This window comes from Shewanella sp. AC34-MNA-CIBAN-0136, from assembly GCF_040309945.1.
In the GTDB taxonomy this organism is placed as follows: domain Bacteria; phylum Pseudomonadota; class Gammaproteobacteria; order Enterobacterales; family Shewanellaceae; genus Shewanella.
Map to the genome: position 1 here is coordinate 1 of NZ_JBEOPJ010000001.1, position 13,915 is coordinate 13,915.

General features: G+C 40.6%; 16 protein-coding genes and 1 pseudogene. 9 read left to right on the forward strand and 8 right to left on the reverse strand.

The annotated features are described in order from the left end of the window. Both AAEY94_RS00005 and AAEY94_RS00015 read left to right on the forward strand, forming a co-directional pair. Window positions 1-108 carry a winged helix-turn-helix domain-containing protein gene (locus tag AAEY94_RS00005; RefSeq protein ID WP_502959371.1) on the forward strand — a complete coding sequence of 36 codons (108 nt, stop codon included), beginning with the start codon at window positions 1-3 and terminating at the stop codon, window positions 106-108. Between the two features lie 201 nt (window positions 109-309). After that, window positions 310-477: pseudogene (locus tag AAEY94_RS00015) on the forward strand (IS110 family transposase); the annotation flags it as partial. A gap of 33 nt (window positions 478-510) precedes the next feature. Here the strand turns inward: AAEY94_RS00015 and AAEY94_RS00020 are convergent. Further along, complete coding sequence (locus tag AAEY94_RS00020; protein WP_157822829.1) at window positions 511-807, reverse strand: hypothetical protein; 297 nt, start codon at window positions 805-807, stop codon at window positions 511-513. 239 nt (window positions 808-1,046) lie between these two features. Between AAEY94_RS00020 and dmeF the strand changes: the two genes are divergently transcribed. Then, the gene (dmeF, locus tag AAEY94_RS00025) at window positions 1,047-2,174 is read left to right on the forward strand and encodes a CDF family Co(II)/Ni(II) efflux transporter DmeF (protein ID WP_350976340.1); all 1,128 of its coding nucleotides are present in this window, start codon (window positions 1,047-1,049) and stop codon (window positions 2,172-2,174) included. An 8-nt stretch (window positions 2,175-2,182) separates the two neighbouring features. Then, the gene (locus AAEY94_RS00030; RefSeq protein ID WP_011637970.1) at window positions 2,183-2,590 is read left to right on the forward strand and encodes a MarR family winged helix-turn-helix transcriptional regulator; all 408 of its coding nucleotides are present in this window, start codon (window positions 2,183-2,185) and stop codon (window positions 2,588-2,590) included. Window positions 2,591-2,767: 177 nt separating this feature from the next. Here AAEY94_RS00030 and AAEY94_RS00035 read toward each other — a convergent pair whose 3' ends face one another. From AAEY94_RS00035 to AAEY94_RS00055, 5 genes are all read right to left on the reverse strand, one after another. Next, window positions 2,768-3,103 (reverse strand): DUF6488 family protein, encoded by a 336-nt coding sequence (locus AAEY94_RS00035; RefSeq protein WP_350976343.1) that lies wholly within the window; start codon window positions 3,101-3,103, stop codon window positions 2,768-2,770. Between the two features lie 55 nt (window positions 3,104-3,158). After that, window positions 3,159-3,680, reverse strand: coding sequence for a hypothetical protein (locus AAEY94_RS00040; RefSeq protein WP_011637972.1), 522 nt, complete (start codon window positions 3,678-3,680; stop codon window positions 3,159-3,161). A gap of 12 nt (window positions 3,681-3,692) precedes the next feature. After that, on the reverse strand, window positions 3,693-4,391 hold the full coding sequence (locus AAEY94_RS00045) for a HupE/UreJ family protein (protein ID WP_011637973.1): 699 nt from the start codon (window positions 4,389-4,391) through the stop codon (window positions 3,693-3,695). A gap of 155 nt (window positions 4,392-4,546) precedes the next feature. After that, a complete protein-coding gene (locus AAEY94_RS00050) occupies window positions 4,547-5,527 on the reverse strand; it encodes a M56 family metallopeptidase (protein WP_350976347.1) in 981 nt (326 codons plus the stop codon). Between the two features lies 1 nt (window position 5,528). Continuing rightward, the gene (locus AAEY94_RS00055) at window positions 5,529-5,912 is read right to left on the reverse strand and encodes a BlaI/MecI/CopY family transcriptional regulator (protein ID WP_101087978.1); all 384 of its coding nucleotides are present in this window, start codon (window positions 5,910-5,912) and stop codon (window positions 5,529-5,531) included. Window positions 5,913-6,322: 410 nt separating this feature from the next. Here AAEY94_RS00055 and AAEY94_RS00060 point away from each other — a divergent pair, with 410 nt between their 5' ends. Continuing rightward, window positions 6,323-6,496 (forward strand): DUF6435 family protein, encoded by a 174-nt coding sequence (locus tag AAEY94_RS00060; RefSeq protein WP_157822828.1) that lies wholly within the window; start codon window positions 6,323-6,325, stop codon window positions 6,494-6,496. Between the two features lie 241 nt (window positions 6,497-6,737). Further along, complete coding sequence (locus tag AAEY94_RS00065; RefSeq protein WP_102037716.1) at window positions 6,738-7,067, forward strand: hypothetical protein; 330 nt, start codon at window positions 6,738-6,740, stop codon at window positions 7,065-7,067. Between the two features lie 12 nt (window positions 7,068-7,079). On the opposite strand, the gene msrQ is transcribed toward AAEY94_RS00065, so the two are convergent. After that, a complete protein-coding gene (gene msrQ, locus AAEY94_RS00070; RefSeq protein WP_350976353.1) occupies window positions 7,080-7,685 on the reverse strand; it encodes a protein-methionine-sulfoxide reductase heme-binding subunit MsrQ in 606 nt (201 codons plus the stop codon). Beyond that, window positions 7,685-8,722 carry a protein-methionine-sulfoxide reductase catalytic subunit MsrP gene (gene msrP / locus AAEY94_RS00075; protein ID WP_192115972.1) on the reverse strand — a complete coding sequence of 346 codons (1,038 nt, stop codon included), beginning with the start codon at window positions 8,720-8,722 and terminating at the stop codon, window positions 7,685-7,687. The genes msrQ and msrP overlap by 1 nt, the downstream gene beginning before the upstream one ends. Before the next feature lie 309 nt (window positions 8,723-9,031). Here msrP and rmuC point away from each other — a divergent pair, with 309 nt between their 5' ends. The 3 genes from rmuC to AAEY94_RS00090 all read left to right on the forward strand — a co-directional run bounded on the left by rmuC (window position 9,032) and on the right by AAEY94_RS00090 (window position 13,911). After that, window positions 9,032-10,528 carry a DNA recombination protein RmuC gene (gene rmuC / locus AAEY94_RS00080; RefSeq protein ID WP_101087970.1) on the forward strand — a complete coding sequence of 499 codons (1,497 nt, stop codon included), beginning with the start codon at window positions 9,032-9,034 and terminating at the stop codon, window positions 10,526-10,528. A 155-nt stretch (window positions 10,529-10,683) separates the two neighbouring features. Then, a complete protein-coding gene (locus tag AAEY94_RS00085; RefSeq protein WP_350976357.1) occupies window positions 10,684-12,612 on the forward strand; it encodes a transglycosylase SLT domain-containing protein in 1,929 nt (642 codons plus the stop codon). A 387-nt stretch (window positions 12,613-12,999) separates the two neighbouring features. Continuing rightward, window positions 13,000-13,911, forward strand: a complete 912-nt coding sequence (locus tag AAEY94_RS00090; protein ID WP_101087966.1) for an AAA family ATPase — start codon at window positions 13,000-13,002, stop codon at window positions 13,909-13,911. Window positions 13,912-13,915 lie beyond the last annotated feature (4 nt).

Genomic DNA, 13,915 nt, shown 5'->3' on the forward strand with positions numbered 1-13,915 from the left:
GTGCATATATCTAGGTTACGCGCCGAGATTGAAACCGACCCTAAACAGCCTCGTCGTGTTATTACTGTGCGCGGTGTCGGCTACTTGTTTGCACGGTCGCAGGTGTGATGCAGTTATGATTAACAGCCGTCTGTATGTATGTATGTAATGGTCTAATGAAACTGTAGAGATTTATAGCTTAAAATAAGCAAAATCTTAAAGGTATTTATCATGATTAGAAAAATGAAAGTCACTGTCAGCCCTCTGCAAAAATTAGAATATGCCAAGCTGATGGTCGAACAGGGTTACACAAATAAACAAATCGATGACATGATGTCAGCGATACAATCTAACCTCGTTTCCAAAGGGACTTATCAACGATTAGTTGTTGCAGAAAAACCAAACAAAGTGGCTATTGTTGCCTACATCAGAAAGATGGTTATTAGCTTAAATTCGATGCTAAGAGATGGTGTTTTATGGGAAGCGCCAAAATCTTAAATTAACTATTGACGCCATAGTATCGTATTAATATTACTCTTTAATACGCCAACCTTTTGATTTTATACATGAAGCGTTTGCGCTAAAAAAAGATAAAAGTTGAATACTAGCAAAAGCGACTTCAAGCTCTTCTGAGTTTTCATTTAATGTTGCACTACTAACACCTTGCCTAGCTTCTAACGCACAATCACTCGCTTCTTTTCGAAACAGTTCGTTGTCAGCTGACATCTCACCGTATTCGTTATGAACAACAATTGGTGGAGTCGTAGAGCAAGAGCAAATCATAGACAATATAAATGCCAAAGAAAGTATTCTTGTGTTTATAACCATAACTTTTCAACAAATCCTCGTAATGCTAACGTTTCACAGTAAAACATTTCTAGCTTTATCTCTTGCAATCTTACTCCCTCCCCTGAAAAAACTGCAATGCTATTCTTAATCAAAAAGATAATCCGAAACAAGACTCTCAAATCAGCTTTTTGAATGCTTAAAATTGATAACTAACTCATTTACTTTGACTATCAAACAATATAACATCGAGAATTACTTGATAATCAAACTACTTTCTTATGAATAAAATTGCCGAAAAATATATTCACCAACACAATTTCACCTCCGTTAACGAGCAAAATGTCAAACGCACCTGGTATGTGCTTATTATCACAGTCATCACCATGGCCGTCGAAGTGATAGCGGGTACGATATATGGTTCTATGGCCTTGCTCGCTGATGGCTGGCATATGGGGACTCATGCCGCCGCTTTTTGTATTACGCTATTCACTTATAGTTATGCAAAAAAGCATGCTAATAGTGACAAATTCTCTTTTGGCGTAGGGAAAGTCGGCGTTCTTGGTGGATATACAAGTGCAATCGCATTAGCCATTGTCGCTATCATTATGCTGGTCGAATCTCTACACCGTTTATGGTCACCTATTGAGATCCAATTTAACCAATCTATTCTTGTGGCTATCGTAGGTCTAGTCGTCAACATCGCCAGTATGTTTATATTGGGTCATGAACATCACGGCCATGACCACGGTGACCATAAACATCATAGTCATAGTCATAGTCATAGTCATAGTCATAAGCATGATGACCACAAACTTCATAGCCATGAACATGATGACCACAAACACCATAGTATCGAGCATCATAGCCACGAGCATGATGACCACAAACTTCATAGCCATGAACATGATGACCACGAACACCATAGTATCGAGCATCATAGCCACGAGCATCATGACCACGAGCATCATAGCCACGAGCACCATAATGGTAACGACCACAATCTGAAGGCAGCTTACTTCCACGTACTCGCTGACGCATTAACATCAGTGTTAGCAATTTGTGCACTTTTGGTAGGGAAATTCCTTGGATGGTATTGGTTAGATCCCATCATGGGAGTCGTTGGTGCGGTGGTAATTACTAAATGGGCTTTAGGTTTAATGAAGCAAACGAGTCCTATTCTATTAGATGAAAATATCGACGAAGATTACCAATTAGACATTGTTAACACCATTAATGATGAACAAACCAAGGTCACCGATATTCATATTTGGAGAATTAGTGCCGACCACTATTCTGCCTCTATCGCAATCTGCACATCCACAGATACCAACGTTGAATCATTTAAACACTTATTGAATAAGTTTGATAAGCTAAGCCACTTAACTATCGAAGTGAATTACTGCTGAGGCCCTTTATGCATTCTTTGAATAATTTAATCATAGAGTTTTACGACAAACTGTCTTCTTGGGAGCAGTCTGTCGTTAAAGATACCGGTTATTCACTGGCACAAGTGCACACCATTGAGGTGTTAGGCTCTCACGGTTCCATGAGAATGAAAGAGCTAGCAGATAGGCTTGCAATTACCACTGGCACCTTAACGGTTCAGGTAGAGAAGCTGGTAAATTTTGGACTCATTACTCGCTCTCCACATGAAGACGATAGACGTTCAATATTAGTTGGATTAACAAGCGAAGGCATTGCGCTCCATAAGCACCACAATCGCATGCATATACAACTGACAGAAGATATTACTCGTCATTTAGATCAAAATTCGATAGATGTTCTGACCAAGAGTTTTGAAAAAATGAACCGAGAATTCTAATCTTCAGATTGTAGAATATGATGTTACAACGTCAAATGAAGTGCGAATAAGAGAACAAGTAAATCGTTTTTATATCAGTATATTGGGCGTGAGAAATAATTTAGCTAGTGCTTGTTTTGTTTTTGAATCAACGTTAGTTTTGGACACATTAAGTTTGTGTCCAAAACTATTTATCAATTATTTAAAAGTGTTACTTTCAGATACAGCCATGACTTCACCATCGTCAGCAATTTGAAAATATAACGTCTTTTTATCTTCTGTATTAGTGGCACTCACAATATAAACGCCTCCTGTAACGCTAAAGACCGTTACATCTGCAACGGTAATATTTTTCCATGATACAGGAAGCTGACCAACCGCATAGCCGAAGTCCTTAAATGTCATTTGTTTTGCAGACTTGATGACAACACTGATGACAGCATTATCATTCATATGGCCATGGCTTGAATGTGCCAGCGAATAACTGCTTATTAAGCTGCTCAAAAGCACCATGGTAAAAAGTAATATTCTCATAAATTTCCCCTTATTATTTTAAATCGATCATTTTAAACCGATCATTTTCAACCGATTATTTTAAACCGATGACTTTGTATTGTCCTTTTACCAATAACTGTACTGCTACCGGTTGATTAGACTTATTTTTCCAATACCATCCGTGGGAACCAGCAAAAGGTGCCGTAAAACTACCTTTCATATCAGCCGACGTCGCGATGACATAACTTTCGTAATATCCTGAGGTATCTCCCTTTGGCTCACCATGGAGGTCAACAAATAAAGCCGTCCCATCTGTTATCCATTCATAGGTCATTTTTTCAAATTGTTGCATGTCGAATTTATATTCTATTCCACGCCCTGCAGGTACCATCACTTCTATCGTTTGAAACTCATTAGAGCCTTCGGCAGGAGCGCTTTGTTGCACTTCTGGTTCTGCCGCTTGCGCTAATACTGTGACACCTATTTTTTGTCCAATCCCAGTCGGATCGATGTTGTATTCGGCGGGTAAAATTAGCGTAACTAAAACAATGCCTGCTACGACAATCGCCGATAGAGCGGCTTTAATTAACGTACTGCTGCTGACTGTATGTTGCATATTTATCTCTTTTTATTTGTTAATTACGTAGCCAGTCAGTTGATACACAATCAACATGACACCCGCGCTCATTAGTAGTGTGTTTGTAAGCGTAGAAAAACGCTGAAATGAAGGCCATTTTCGCCATACATTAATGACAATCAAAATAACCACTAGCGCAGCAAATTGACCCAGTTCTACCCCAATATTAAAGGCCACTAAATTGGTAAAAAGGCCTTCTTTTGGTAAATTGAACTCCTGCAACTTAGTCGCTAAACCTAAACCATGAAACAATCCGAAAATTAATACTGCCCATTGGGTATTAGGCTGCCAATTAAAGCAACGCTTAAAGCCGCCTAAGTTATCAAATCCTTTGTACACGACAGATAAACCAATAATCGCATCAACGAGGTAGGCATTAACTTGAATATCACCTAAAACACCAAGTAGTAAGGTAGTGCTATGGCCAATAGTGAACATCGTGACATATAAGAAAACATCCCGGCTTCTATATAAGAAAAAGATAACACCAACCAGAAATAATAAGTGGTCATAGCCGGTAATCATGTGCTTAGCACCAATGTAGAGAAAAGGTACAAACTGCACGCCACTATTTTGTTCTAAAAAAGCTCGAGTGTTGTCATCAACCCCATGGGCAAATACTTCGATACTGATAAAAGCACAACCAATGAGGATTGCGAACACGCAATAGCTTGATAATTTACTTAGCATTGGATGGCTCCAAAGTGTCTGTTTCAGTCAAAATAGCTTCCTTATGGGTGTGTAACATTCGATATAATGGAATGTGGTAAGCAAAACAAATAAATCAGTTGGTCATCGGTTTTTACTTTTACGGTTCTAACGAATTAATTGATTCATAGTCTGATTTAATGGATGAAATAAGTCTCAATTAGATGATGGAGACCATCTACCATTAATACCGTAAACAGCATTGCAGTTAGAAAACACAATCCCGTAAATACCAGAGTAAGTTCGGATATTTGGCTCTGTGGTGATAGAAGCTTTTGTACCCGCAAAGTAATTTGATCATGACTAAAATGACTAACCAGACTCCCCTCACAACGATGAGGAAACTGACGTTGTTTCTTGGCGACTGAAATTAATGTTTGTGCCACATCAAGGTTATCGTGATAACCCGTTACGACGGAGTCTGCTTGTTGTTCTGTGAGCAAAGTAAAATACTGTTGTAAAATGCGCCGAATTGGCTTTGGATAAAGCAGACAGAAAAAAGAGTAAATACTTTTAAATAGAGGATCTCTTGCACGTACATGTGCTAATTCATGTTGGATAATGATATCCAGAGCCAATGGTTCAAGTTGTTGAAGTAATCCAGTGGTAAGATAAACCCTAGGCTTGAGCAAGCCAATTGTAAAAGCTGCTGGAATGCTTGATGCAATAGAAAAAATAGTCTGATTATTATCACAACTTATAGGTTGCACATCTGAAAATTTAAAAAGGTTGTGCATCGCGATTGAGTGTCGACGAATTTGAACAAACGCAAGGTTAACCATCACAGCCAATATGAGGGCTGCAACAACCAACGTTAAGCCATGCCAGCTTGTAAACTTGAACACATCAATATGGTGCCAATGAGCAATTTTTTCCATCAAAGCGATTACATTATTAGTATCTTGACGTGGAAAAAATATGACAACGCAACATAAAGCTATCCACCAAGGCGCGGTTGCTAATAGCCATAACGTTCGCTTTCGAGCAATAAAACCAAATGAATTGAGGTTATTTTTAATCAACGGGATAATGGCAGATATTAATATCGTCACGATAACGAAAGCCGTTATTGCTACACTCATTAAATTCAACAAAATAGCCTCGTTACCCTCTAGCATCTTATATTTTCCTGCTACGTAACTGGCGTTGCTGTTCGATAAGTTTTTCCAACGCTTCAAATTGAGCATCATCGAGATTGGCTGACGAGGAAGCAAAAGCAGCAATAAGACTATGCTCGCCATCTTCGATAAAATCGGCTGTAACATCTGTAATTAACGTGGCGATGAGCGATTCACGATCGACTATAGCGGTATACAAATGTGCATGCCCCTGCTTAGTTCGGCTTAACAGACTCTTCTTAAATAATCGATCTAATGTAGTTTGAATCGTGTTTAACGAGTTACCACGACTCATCCCAACTGCAATATGAACACGCTTCGCATCGGCTTCTTTTTCAGACCAAAGGAATTGAAGTACTAACTTTTCTAGATCGCCTAATTGCATTACAAAGTTCTCTTAACAAGGTACGCAATAGTATGTCAAACTAAAAACCTATCGGCAATAGGTTTTTGTAAGTGTGAGTGATAGAGAACCTATCGCATTGATAATTAATAATAATTTATCACTGAAACGATTTCTATTTTAACCTCAGAGTTAGTAATTCTAACGATAATTTAACAGCACTAATCTTTCGATGCCGTTCATTGCCAGCACGGTAATGATTTGTTTTTATAGTGAAAATGAATCAATATCCATAAGGGCAACCACAGTATCCTTTGAGCAATAACTCGCTGTATCCTCAGTAATACGATGTGCATAACGAGGAACATAGTGGAAAAGAGCGTGAATGATATTGGGCTGAAATCCCACAGCACTCGTACCATATGCAAATAATCATCACTAAGGGTTACATAATGTTTTCATTTTTAAAGCCAGACCCAGTCAAAAAATTACGTAAAAGCTATGATTTAATACTCGAACAAGCCATGCAAGCCCAGCGTAAAGGCGATATTAAAACCTATTCATTACTCACGGCTGAATCAGAACAGGTTTGGGCTAAAATTGCCGCTTTAGAAGCTGCAAAATAAAGGTCATTTGTTTTGCTAACAAGGCGCAATGCCGTTAGCGGAACAAAGATCGGTTTGATAGTCGTTAATATTCTAAGCAGATGTAATTAAGTAATATGTGAACCACACTCAAGATTCTGCCCCCATTTAACGTTATGCTGCGTCAGTCAAGGTCAATTAATACGCTAGTAATACTGGCAATGATGTTATTGACTACGTTACTGATGACATTTGTTATCGCACGTTATTGAGGAGAATTAGTATGTGGTGGCGAGTAACCATTATTAGCTTGGCTTACCTACTATTGGGCGCACATTTCTTACGATTCGATCAGCATATAATGGCTATTATCGCCATCTGTTTACCATTGCTGATGTTCATTAGACACTCATTTGTGCGCACATTACTCAAACTGGGGTTACTGATCAGCGTGGTATTTGTGTGGGCGGTAACCACGTTCAATTTCATCGATATGCGCATTGCACTCGAACAGCCTTGGTTAAGATTGGCCATTATCATGATATCAGTGATGATATTTACCGTGTTTGCGGCATTTTCAACCAACGGCCTCAATCAAAGATTGAGGCGTTAGCCATAATTTGGGTTATTTTTTCGACTTCAACCATTTATAAATACTGTCTTTGCGGTAAAACAATAGCACCGCAAATAGCGCAATATAAATGCTAGGTTCAATAATTTCAGACTTTACCGACCAATAAAAGTGGATAGGTGCCAATATTGCAGCCAGATAAATCCAATTGTGCAATGATTGCCAGCGCTTACCCATACTGCGTTTAATCCGGTTCGGAGAGGTTATCGCCAGTAATAAAATGATAATCAAGGTCGCCGCGCCAACTAAAATATAAGGCCGCTTTATGACCTCTTCAAACAATAATCCCCACGCAAACAACAAATCTAAGCTAATAAATGCGCTGATGTGCAGCAACGCATAGGCGCACACATACAAGCCCACTAATCGACGAGTTTGTATCAGTGCTGCTATTTTAAAACGCTTGGCGATGGGCGAAATAAGCAACGTCACTAACAGGCTATTGATCGCGCCCATGCCGGTATAGTGAATAATATACTGCACCGGATCGCCGCCCGCATTGTCTGTTAACACTAGCGCCACGAGATAAAAGGCTGGCAATAAAAAGCTAATATGCAACAACACCTTTAACCAAAACAGACCTCGAGGGCTTATCCGCATTAGTAAAACTTCCTCAAATCGATATTTTTGTATAAATCGGCCACTGAATCGCCATAACCATTGAACATTTGCGTAGGAATACGTTTAGCAGAAAATAAGCCGCCTTCACCAATACTGCGCTCAGATGCTTGCGACCAGCGAGGATGGTCAACTTCTGGGTTTACATTGGCGTAAAAACCATACTCACTCGAGGCCAATTGGTTCCAGCTTGTCGGAGGCTGTTTATCCATCACCCGAATACGCACAATAGACTTAATACTTTTAAAGCCATATTTCCAAGGCACGACTAAGCGGATTGGGGCACCATTTTGTGGCGGCAAGGTTTTACCATATAAGCCTACGGCTAAAAACGATAAATCATTCATTGCCTCGGCAACCGTTAAACCCTCAACATACGGGTAATGGATCCCACCACCCATTAAGCGACTCTTTTGTCCAGGCATTTGGTCCGGGTCAAACAGGGTTTCAAAAGCAATGTGAGTCGCATTACTTTGCACGCCGGCTTGTTTAAGTAAGCTAGCTAACGAAAAACCGACCCATGGAACCACCATCGACCAAGCTTCAACACAGCGTAAGCGATAAGTGCGTTCTTCTAGGGCAAAACGGGTTGTCAGCTCATGTAAATCTAGGGTAATCGGTTTATCGACTAAACCATCGATGGTTAGCGTCCATGGATCAACCTTAAACCCTTGGGCATTATCAACTGGGTCCGATTTGTTGGTACCAAACTCATAGAAATTATTGTGACGAGTCACCTTGTCTTCTGGGGTGTTAGGATTAGGTAACACAAATTTGGCAGGTGTGGCGTATTGCAATCCTTGAGTGACAAAAGGATTTTGTGCTTTTTGCTCGCCAAACAAATCAAAGATACCGGCTTGAACCTGACCAGGTAAACTCGCTCCTAATGCACCTAACCCTAAGGCTTTAATAATGTTACGACGATCATTAAATACCGACTCAGGCGTAACTTGGTTATCAGGAATATGCCAAGAAGCACGTTTTTGTATGCCTTGAGTAAAACGTTTTTTACCGGTCATAAATCACCTCGTTAAAATATTTGTCGACAGCCAAGTGTCACTATAATCTGCCTTACGTCTCTCAATAGACAGGTAAAAAGCTATTTTTATTTCAGCTGATGGTTAAAAACAACTAAAAAACCGCTAACCTTTATCTATTCGCAAAATAGCACACTGAGCATGTCATCATAGTTGTCTGTACGCACCAATATTGCGAGTAGATTTAAATTTAATCATTAACAACAATATTTCATTAAATCCTTAGTTTACCCCTTGCAGCTGCTTATTAGCCGTGCGACCCTTAACCATTATTTTCTATCGGTTTTTGTTATGCCTTTTGCAGTGTCGTTAACTCCTCCTCAAATTGCAGCTGTGATTGCTGTCGCGTTTGTTGCCTTTTTAATTGGCGCCCTAATCAATCAACGATTAACTCGTAAACGATGGGAGCAGCTTAAACTTCAACATGAACAACAAACACTTCAACAGCTCAACGAAGTTCAAATAGAAATGTCGAGATTACAAGATAATCTCGATGATAAAATCGATCACAGCAATCATCTGCAAAGCAAGATAGAAGATTTGATTGGCCAACTTTCCAGCGCAGAAACCAAAGCAGACAGGGTTAACCTCGTCGAGCAACAAATGGTCGACACCCAACATCGTTTAATGGAATCGCAGCTCAACTTAGCCAAGTCAAACGCGGTGCAACAAACGATTTTGGTCAAAGCAGAAACTGAGCAAAAGTCATTACAAGATAAAATCGTGCTTCTCGAGTCTGCTGAAGAACGCCTTAAACTGCAATTTGAAAACCTGGCTAATCGGATTTTTGAAGAACGCAGTGAAAGCTTTAAACAACAAAATGTCTCGCAAATTGACGGTGTTCTCGGGCCACTGAAACAACAATTAGAAGGTTTCAGACGTCAAATTCAAGAGTCGTATACTCATGAGCAATCTGAACGTAGCGCATTGAAACATCAATTAGATAATTTGCGCGATCTCAACTTAAAAATGAGCCAAGACGCCATTAACCTCACCAAAGCACTTAAAGGTGACAACAAGCAGCAAGGTAATTGGGGCGAAGTTATTTTAGAGCGCGTACTACAAGAAAGTGGTTTACGCGAAGGTCATGAGTACCAAACCCAACAAGATTTAAAAGACGATAACGGCAAGCGTTTTAAGCCCGATGTGATTGTGCATTTACCCGAGCAAAAAGACGTAGTAATCGATGCCAAAATGTCGTTAGTTAGCTATGAACGTTACTTTAATAGCGAAGACAAAGTTATTCGCGACCAAGCCATAAAAGAACATGCATTATCAATTAGGCAGCATATTAAAGGCCTTAGTCAAAAAGATTATCATAAGTTGCATGGCCTTAAAAGCTTGGACTATGTGCTAATGTTCATTCCCATTGAGCCGGCATTTTTACTGGCCATTGAATACGACCCAAGCTTAGTCAATTTCGCTTTAGAGCAAAATATTATGCTGGTGAGTCCGACTAACTTATTAGTGGCTTTGCGTACTATCAATAATATATGGCGTTATGAGTACCAAAATCAAAATGCCCAAAATATCGCCAAACAAGCAAGTCGTATTTACGACAAATTATGCGGCTATTTGGAAGATATGGAAAAACTCGGGCGCGCCCTAGATACGGCAGATAAAAGCTATCAAAGTGCCATGGCAAAATTGTCTTCGGGCAAAGGTAACGTCATTAGACAAGCGCATTACATGCAGCAATTAGGCGTAGACACCAGTAAGCAGTTAGATAAACAATTGCTCAACCGTGCACTTGATGAGTCAGTCGAAAAGCACGCCAGTAATAGTTAATCGATAAAATGAGTGATGATTAATCTTTATTTAAGCAACAAGGTTAATAGTCACTCAAGCCGTAATATATTTATTTACAGCAACACTTATTAGCAATCATTTATCAAACACATACTGATAGCAAACGAAATACAGAGGCGGAGATTGTCATTTAAATGCGTAAAACTTGGGCGAACACTTTAATTACAGGCGCATTATTACTTAGTACATCATTGGCCTTTATTAGCCAAGCTAATGCGCTGACTTCACAACAGCAACGCTATCTTGATGCTCGCCAAGCTCTGGATAAAAAACAGCTCGACAAGTATCAAGCCCTTCGCAACCAACTCGGCGACTATCCATTAACGGTTTACCTTGATTACCACGCAAAAATCGACAGCATAGTGCAATCTCCTGGCGACAAAGCGCTCAATGCCATCAACCAATTTGATACCACGCCACTTTATAACAATGCGCGTTATCGCTACCTGCTCAATGCCGGTAAAAAACAGCGTTGGCAAGACTTTCTTGTGATAGCGCCAGACACTCCTAACGATGTGCGCTTACAGTGTTATTACTACCAGGCTCAACTTGATGCTGGTAACGAAACCATGGCTTACAAAGGCATAGAACGTTTATGGGTTCATGGCTATTCACGTCCCAATGAATGCGATGCGGTGATAAACCAATGGACTAAAGCGGGCTATCGCACCCAGGAGCTCATTTGGGCGCGGATGTTGCTCAGCTTTAATGCTAGTCAATCCAGTTTGCTGAGTTATTTATCGCAAAAAGTCACCCAACACGATAATGAAGCCAAACTACTATTGTCGGTTTATCGCGACCCTAATATTTTACGTCACATGAACAAGTTTTCCAGCTCTAAACCCATAGTGGGCGATATTGTTGATGCCGGCTTACGTAAGCTAGCGCAAAAGGATTTACATCAAGCGATTAAATTGTACGTTAAATATCAAAAAGCCAACCGCTTCAGCGACCTTGAAGCGCGCCAGCTCAATCGCTATTTAGTCCGCCGAGCGCTGATTAAGCAAGACGCCAAACTGGTGGCGCATATTGATACCATGCTGCCATTACTGAAATCGGACGATTTATACGAAATGCGCCTACGTTGGGCTATTCGTGAGCAAGACTTCAGCACAGTAGAAAAGTATTTAGCGTTATTGAGCGATCAAGGTAAGGTCGATTCTCGCTGGCAATATTGGCAAGCTAAAATGACCTCGCGCCATGACAAAAACCGCGCAACCCAATTACAGTCAACCTTAAGTGGTGAGCGTAATTTTTACGGTTTTAATGCGGCTGAAGCGTTAGGCAAACCTCTGGCGATGAACGACGACAATTTAGCCCCTAATCCAGCGTTGCAAGCAACATTAAACCAAGACCCTGGTTTGGCGCGCGTAGTCGAATTAATGGCTTTAGATAAGCAAATCGATGCTCGCAACGAATGGCTGTATTTAATGCGCCGCCACAACAGTGAAATGACCGCCCAATATGGTCTATTTGCCTTAAGCAATGGCTGGCATGCGTTTAGTGTTGAATCCAGTATTCAGGGAAAATTATGGAATTCACTTGTACTGCGTTTTCCTGAGGCAGCTAAAGATGAGTTCCTCAAAGCCAGTAAAAAGTTCTCGGTAGACATTGACGAAATCCGCGCTATTTCTCGTCGAGAAAGTGCGTTTTATCTGTATGCCACCTCTGGTGTGGGGGCTAGAGGCTTAATGCAATTAATGCCTGCTACCGCCAAACAAACGGCCAAAAAGAACAAAATACCTTTTAATAACGTAAAAGACCTGTACGACCCTAAAGTGAACATTATGTTAGGCAGCGCCTATTACAGTGAGTTACTTAAACAGTTTGACCAAAACCGCGTGTTGGCAACAGCAGCGTATAATGCTGGTCCTGGCAGCGTGAGACGTTGGTTAAGACAGTCTAATGGCAGCTTAGATGTGATGAGTTTTATTGAAACGATTCCTTACACTGAAACTCGCGAATATGTTCAAGCGGTGTTGAGTTATCGAATGATATTCCAACAGCAAAAATCGTTAAGTGAAGGAATGTTTAGTTCAAAAGAGCTCAGCTACCGTTATTAAGCACGATTAATTGTTAGTTACCTTTTTAGTTGCTAGCAGTTAGTTTTTGTTAGCTGTTGTTATTCGTTTTTGTTCGCAATAGCCGCCACGCTGTTGCGGTGTATTTTGTTTCACACCCGTCAGCAAGATAACGTATGCTTTAAATATGGTACAGACTGGCTGATTATTGAAGTCCACTTGTGGGTAAATGCAATAGGCCATATGGATCAGGCAATGAGCAATCGTGGCAATATATCAAAGTTAGAAACCGAAGCGCTAAAACATAACTAGAAATCATAACGAGAAATCATAGCGAGAAATGGCTTTAGAATAAAACGACAAACCATCACTACAAACCGTCATTTACAATAAACCCACAACGGTTTATTACTAACAGTTGGAGTTTTCGTGTCGCAATCAACTATTCAAACATTACTTAACCAACTAAGCCAAGTATTGCTCGGTAAACCTGAGCAGATAAAACTTGCCGTCGCTTGTATCCTCGCCAAAGGTCATTTACTGATTGAAGATCTACCCGGCATGGGCAAAACCAGTTTGTCTCAAGGTATTGCCAGCAGTTTAGGCATGAGTTACCAGCGGATCCAATTTACCAGCGACATGCTACCAGCGGACATTCTTGGGGTGTCCATTTACAGCAAAGAACAACAACAATTTATCTTTCATAAAGGCCCAATATTTAATCAAATGTTGTTGGCCGATGAAATTAACCGCGCCAGCCCCAAGACCCAAAGTGCTTTGCTTGAAGCTATGGCTGAACAACAAATAACCATTGATGGCATCACCCATCCGCTGAGTTCACCGTTTTTTGTTATTGCCACCCAAAACCCCGTTGATCAAGCCGGCACCTTCCCGTTACCAGAATCGCAACTCGATCGATTTATGATGCGTATTTCTATCGGTTATCCCAGTGCAGAAGCCGAGTTAGCCATGTTAAAATCACGCACTCAAGCCAATAAACCAGCATCATTATCACAATGCTTAACGCCGCAAGAGCTAATGCTACTGCAACAACAAGTGGCTCAAGTGTCTGCATCTGATGCGGTACTGAATTATTTAATTGCCTTGGTTGATTTTTCTCGGCAACACAATGTCGCTAACGGGTTATCGCCTCGAGCCAGTATTGCTTTGCTACAAGCAGCCAAAGCATGGGCTTTTATCAACCAACGTCAGTACGTGGTACCCGAAGACATTCAAGCAGTATTTGCCTCGGTTGCCGAACACCGCATTCGCAGCAGTAGTCAATTTCAAGGCCAAGCGTTGTCTGACACTATTCTCGCCAGCGTCAACCCAATACGTTAACGGC